Raw genomic sequence first — 6421 nt, 5'->3', positions numbered from 1 at the left:
TTGAAATCACTTGGATACCACCTACATACATTTGATAACAATATTATAAAGTAAAAAGGCAGTTGAAAGTTCATTAGATTGAACTTTCAACTGCCTTTAATAAAAATTAGACTTTTTCAGTGCCCTCGCTATTCACGGAAGGGATTTTTACTAGATTATTTAATAATGTGGATTGGGTTACCTAATGCAACTTCTGCAGTTTCCATTGTGATTTCTCCAAGAGTTGGATGAGCATGAATCGTCATCGCAAGATCTTCTGCAGTCATGCCTGATTCAATTGCAAGACCAAGCTCTGAAATCATATCAGAAGCTCCAGCACCAGCAATTTGTGCTCCAATTACTAAACCATCATCTTTACGAGTAATGAGTTTCATAAAGCCATCTGCCTCATCTAAAGAAAGCGCACGGCCATTAGCTGCAAATGGGAATTTAGCAGCGATAACATCGATTCCTTCTTCTTTTGCAGAAGCCTCAGTGTATCCAACAGAAGCCAATTCTGGATCAGAGAATACAACAGCAGGAATGCCAAGATAGTCAATTTCAGATGGATGTCCGGAGATAGCTTCAGCCGCAATTTTTGCTTCATAAGATGCTTTATGAGCCAGTTGTGGACCCGCAACAATATCACCAATTGCATAAATATTGCTTACATTTGTACGGCACTGTTTGTCAATCTCGATTAATCCACGGTCAGACATTTTAACTCCAACTTGTTCTAAGCCAAGTTCGTCTGTATTTGGACGACGACCGACCATGACAAATAGGTAATCAGCATCGATGGTTTTTTCTTCACCTTTTACTTCATACGTTACTGTCACGCCATTTTCAGTCTCTACGACACCTTTAGCAAGGGCTTTTGTAACAATCTCAGCACCTTTGCTTTTCAGTTTTTTCTTAACTGGTTGTGTCATTTGCTTTTCAAATCCTAGCAGGATATCATCTGCACCTTCAAGAATTGTTACTTGAGATCCGAAGCTAGCATAAGCCCCACCAAGTTCAAGACCAATAACTCCGCCGCCAATAACAACGAGTTTTTCAGGAACTTCTTGGAGGTTAAGAGCACCAGTTGAATCCAACACACGCTTTGAGTATTTAAATGCTGGTAATTCAATTGGGCGAGAACCAGTAGCAATAATCGCATTTTTAAATGTGTAAGTTTGTGATGATTTATCATCCATCACTTTAAGTGTGTTTGCATCAACAAAATAAGCTTCACCGTATGCGATATCAACTTTATTGCCTTTTAATAGACCTGCTACTCCACCTGTAAGCTTTTTCACAACGCCTTCTTTAAAAGCTTGTACCTTAGAGAAATCTAAGCGAACATTTTCAGCAATTACTCCAAAGTTCTCTGAATGCTGTGCATGTTCATAACGATGACCCGCTGTGATTAATGCTTTTGATGGAATACAGCCAACATTTAAGCAAACTCCACCAACAGTATTTTTTTCAACAATTGTAACTTTTTGACCCAATTGGGCAGCACGAATTGCTGCTACATAACCACCAGGTCCTGCACCAATTACTATAGTATCTGTTTCAATCGGGAAATCTCCAACTACCATTTTCTTACGCCTCCATTAGCAATAATTCTGGATCGTTCAATAAACGCTTAATATGATTCATTGCATTTTGAGCTGTTGCACCGTCAATCATGCGGTGGTCAAAGCTTAAAGATAAAGCTAGAACTGGAGCAGCAACAATTTCACCATCTTTTACGATTGGCTTCTCAGCAATACGACCAATACCAAGAATCGCAACTTCAGGATGGTTAATAACTGGAGTAAACCATTGTCCACCGGCAGAACCAATGTTACTGATTGTGCAAGATGCACCTTTCATTTCATCCGGAGCTAGTTTACCATCACGAGCTTTAACGGCCAACTGATTGATTTCATCAGAAATTGTAAAAACAGATTTTCGATCTGCATCTTTTACAACTGGTACAAGTAAACCTTTTTCAGTATCGGCAGCAATTCCAATATTATAATAGTGCTTATGAACAATCTCATTTGTAGCATCATCAAGTGATGTATTAAGTGCTGGGTATTCACGCAATGCACTTGTTAACGCCTTAACCACATATGGAAGGAATGTTAACTTGATACCTTTTTGCGCAGCCACTTCTTTGAACTTTTTGCGGTGAGTAACAAGCTTAGTTACATCAATCTCATCCATTAACGTTACATGTGGTGCCGTATGTTTAGAGTTTACCATAGCTTTGGCAATTGCCTTACGAATTCCGCTCATTTTTTCGCGAGTTTCTGGATATTCGCCTTGTGGAATTGCTGCAGCTGCTGGTGCTTTCTCTTCAACAGCAGGAGTTTCTGCTTGTGCAGCAGGTGCTGTAGCAGTTGTTCCACCAGTTTGGAAGTTATCAATATCTTCTTTAAGAACTCGACCATTTTTACCTGTTCCGTTAACTTGACGGATATCAATGCCTTTTTCACGTGCATATTTTCTTACAGATGGCATTGCAATCACGCGACGGTTTGGATCCACTTCAGCTTCTTCCTGTGCAGGAGCTTCAGTAGACGCAGTGTCTGTATTTGCCTCGGCTGCTGGTTTTTCTTCTTGTGCAGGAGCTGCGTCACCTTCATCGCCTTTAAATTGTAGGTTTTCATAACCTGGTGCATCAAAAGTAACAAGAACTTGTCCAACAGTTGCAACAGTTCCTTCTTCAACTAATACTTCTTCGACAGTTCCTTCAACAGGGGAAGGGATTTCTACTACTGCCTTATCGTTTTGAATTTCACAAAGCACATCGTCTTCTTGAACTTTATCTCCTGGCTTTACAAACCACTTTACGATTTCACCTTCATGAATTCCTTCACCGATGTCAGGCATTTTAAATTGGAATGACACTAAATTCAGCCTCCTATGCAGAATTTCTGCTTTTTTATGTTGTACAAGGGGAAAGGTACGGCTTTTCCCCTCGTTTCATGTTAGTAAGTTAATACCTTTTTAGCAGTTTCGATTACATCTTTATAATTAGGCAACCATACAGTTTCCGCTTGAGGGAATGGGAATACAGTATCAGGGGCTGCCACACGTAATACAGGTGCTTCTAGACTAAGAATTGCACGGTCGTTGATTTCAGCTACTACATTTGCTGCAACACCTGCTTGCTTTTGTGCTTCTTGAACAACAATTGCACGTCCAGTTTTTTCAACTGATGCAATAATTGTTTCAATATCTAGTGGACTAACTGTACGTAAATCAATAACTTCAGCTGAGTAACCTTCTTTTTCAAGCTCTTCAGCTGCTTTTAGAGATTCATGAACCATTGCTCCGTACGTAATAATAGAGATATCTGATCCTTCGCGTTTTACATCTGCTTTACCAAGAGGAATTGTATATGCTTCCTCAGGAACTTCTTGACGGAATGAACGATATAACTTCATATGCTCTAGGAACACAACTGTATCGTTATCACGAATCGATGAAATTAAAAGACCTTTTGCATCATAAGGAGTTGAAGGGATAACAACCTTTACTCCTGGTGTTTGAGCCATAAGACCCTCTAAGCTGTCTGCATGCATGTCTGGAGTGTGTACGCCTCCACCAAATGGTGAACGAATTGTAACCGGTGCTGTATAGCTTCCTCCAGAACGATAACGCATGCGAGCTAATTGTCCTGCAATAGAGTCCATAACTTCGAATACAAATCCAAAGAATTGGATTTCTGGTACCGGACGGTAACCTTGTAAAGCAAGTCCTACTGCTAAACCACCAATACCTGATTCTGCAAGTGGAGTATCAAATACACGGTCTTCGCCGAATTCTTTTTGAAGGCCTTCAGTCGCACGGAATACGCCGCCATTTACGCCCACGTCCTCACCGAATACTAATACATTCGGGTCATTAGACAATTCTGAACGCATCGCATCAGTAATTGCTTGAATCATTGTCATTTGCGCCATGGCTTACTTCGACTCCTTCGCTTTGTAAATTTCATATTGCTCTTTTAAGTTTTGTGGCATTTCTTCTTCATACATAATAGACATTAGATCAGTTACCTTTTGTTTAGGTGCACCATCCGCTTGTTTAATTGCTTCTTTAATGTCTTCTTTAGCTTGTTCGATTACTTCGTTTTCTTTTTCTTCATTCCAAAGACCCTTGCCTTCAAGGAATTTACGGAAACGAACTAGTGGATCTTTCTTTTCCCATTCATTATCAAGATCTGCTGTACGATAGCGTGTTGGATCGTCACCAGCCATTGTATGTGGACCATAACGGTAAGTTAATGTTTCAATCAGAGTTGGTCCCTCTCCGTTAACAGCACGTTCACGCGCATTACGAGTTGCTGCATAAACCGCTAGTGGATCCATTCCATCAACTTGGATTCCAGGAATACCAGCTGCGACTGCTTTTTGAGCTAAAGTCTTAGCAGCAGTTTGTTTTTCTACTGGAGTAGAGATGGCGAACTGATTATTTTGAACGACAAAAATCGCTGGAGCTTTGTATGCACCTGCAAAGTTAATTCCTTCATAGAAATCACCTTGAGAAGTACCACCGTCTCCTGTATAGGTAATCGCAACTGCTTTCGTTCCACGTTTTTTCATTCCTAGAGCTACACCCGCTGTTTGCACATATTGTGCACCGATGATAATTTGCGGATGAAGAACGTTTACTCCCTCAGGAATCTTCATTCCTTCAAAATGCCCTCTTGACCACAAGAAAGCTTGAGCTAAAGGTAGACCATGCCAAACGATTTGTGGAACATCACGATACCCTGGTAAAATGAAATCTTCTTGTTCTAAAGCAAACTGTGTAGCTAATTGTGATGCTTCTTGTCCAGCTGTTGGCGCATAGAAGCCTAAACGACCTTGACGGTTTAAAGAAATAGAACGTTGATCAAGAATTCTTGTATACACCATTCTTCGCATTAATTCTTGCAATTGCTCATCCGAAAGATCTGGCATAGCTGCTTCGTTTACAACTTCGCCCTCTTCATTAAGGATTTGCAGAGTTTCAAATTGATCCTCGATAGTTTGAAGCTTGTTAACTGAATCAGCTGGTGTAATTTTTGTATTCGATGCCATCTATCGTCACCTCTTCCTTTCTTAAACACAATTTAATTATTATCCATAATAGAGTGCCCAAAAGTATTGGAATTTCTCTCTTGGGTTTAATGTTTTTCACGTATCGGTTAAATGTTGTGAACGGCAACTGAAAAATAACAGAACACTTTTCTTTCTATCCTTCCTCTCACCGATCGTTTGCACCTTATGTAGTTTTCCCACAGTCTAAGGTTCTAAAAACACTCTTGTGAATAAAAAATCTGTACTAACAGTTTTTTACAAACTGTATAATACAATAACGTTAACGATTATCAGTTTACAACTACGAAAAGAATCCGTCAAATACTAGGTTTCACTTTTTAAATTCTTTTTTAAATGATTAATATCGTTATAAAATAAAATCTGTATTATAAAAATAGCCCACCTGTTCCATAACATCTCTTGGAATTATGAGTGATAATACGCGACAACATTTTTTCAATAAAACAAATACGGCACACATAGGTGGCCGTACTGTTCCATTTAATATTCTCTTACAAAAGCAATCATCCCTATTCATTTACTTGAACATTTAAATCAGCAGCTTTATAAAAGTCCAACTTTTTTTGATTGTATTTGTCGGTTACATCATTGAATTCTTGGTTTGCATCAAGTACTTTCTCGTAGGATTCATTTACTTTATTAATTTGTTCGCCTAATTTTTCAATTGTTAAATCTTCTTTTTTAAAAAGATTGTATAATTCTTTGTCGCTTTCAAGCCCTTCAGAATAATGCTTATAAAGTTTGTCATGAATAACATATCGTTGCTGCATTAAATCATAGAGTTCCTCAGCTTGTTTTTGTAGCCCTTTATCCTCCAATTTTTCAATAATAGCATTTACTTCGTTAAACGCTTCTCTTGATTCCTGCATACTTTCATGCTCTCGTTCAATATGTTCTTTTCTTTTTTCAGTAATTACAATTGCTTGATCCGCTAATCGAACGACTTCGTCATAGTCCTGCATATTTAGTTCAATAATCTTTTCGTATATGTCTTTTTCTTGCTTTTCCAATTCTAACAACGGAGCTTGTTGCTCCTCAAAATTCTGTTCAATTTGAACAACCCTTTCAAGCGTTTCAAACATTTCCTCAGCAGGTGTCGTGCGATTTAGGCAACCCGAAAGAGCAAAGGACCCCATCAATAATAAAACAATCAGAGATATGTATTGGTACTTCGGCATGGACAACCTCCTTTAATTAACACCACTATAGCGATTTTTTATCCTCAACACAATCCGACAAGAAAATACCAGAACGATAGTAGTTATTTCACCCACTTATTATGGAATTATCTTCCTATAGGCTATAGCCTATACACTTTTGGGTGATTTTCATAGGTTATTATACCCCCCCATAGA

The 6421-nt window shown here is 38.8% G+C and carries 5 protein-coding genes; all 5 read right to left on the bottom strand.

All coding sequences use genetic code 11. The annotated features are described in order from the left end of the window. Window positions 1–155: 155 nt before the first annotated feature. Window positions 156–1565 (bottom strand): dihydrolipoyl dehydrogenase, encoded by a 1410-nt coding sequence (gene lpdA / locus M3182_RS11065; protein WP_251425574.1) that lies wholly within the window; start codon window positions 1563–1565, stop codon window positions 156–158. Window positions 1566–1569: 4 nt separating this feature from the next. Continuing rightward, window positions 1570–2865 carry a dihydrolipoamide acetyltransferase family protein gene (locus tag M3182_RS11060; RefSeq protein WP_251558109.1) on the bottom strand — a complete coding sequence of 432 codons (1296 nt, stop codon included), beginning with the start codon at window positions 2863–2865 and terminating at the stop codon, window positions 1570–1572. Between the two features lie 80 nt (window positions 2866–2945). Then, window positions 2946–3923, bottom strand: a complete 978-nt coding sequence (locus M3182_RS11055) for an alpha-ketoacid dehydrogenase subunit beta (protein ID WP_251558106.1) — start codon at window positions 3921–3923, stop codon at window positions 2946–2948. Window positions 3924–3926: 3 nt separating this feature from the next. After that, window positions 3927–5045, bottom strand: coding sequence for a pyruvate dehydrogenase (acetyl-transferring) E1 component subunit alpha (gene pdhA, locus M3182_RS11050; protein WP_251425568.1), 1119 nt, complete (start codon window positions 5043–5045; stop codon window positions 3927–3929). A 530-nt stretch (window positions 5046–5575) separates the two neighbouring features. Next, window positions 5576–6244, bottom strand: a complete 669-nt coding sequence (locus tag M3182_RS11045) for a YkyA family protein (protein ID WP_251558105.1) — start codon at window positions 6242–6244, stop codon at window positions 5576–5578. Between the last annotated feature and the right edge of the window lie 177 nt (window positions 6245–6421).

Origin of the sequence: Mesobacillus maritimus (assembly GCF_023715205.1) — a bacterium.
In the GTDB taxonomy this organism is placed as follows: Bacteria; Bacillota; Bacilli; order Bacillales; family Cytobacillaceae; genus Mesobacillus_B; species Mesobacillus_B maritimus_C.
The sequence above is the reverse complement of the archived record's forward strand: the minus strand, read 5'-3'. Positions and strand labels throughout refer to the sequence as shown.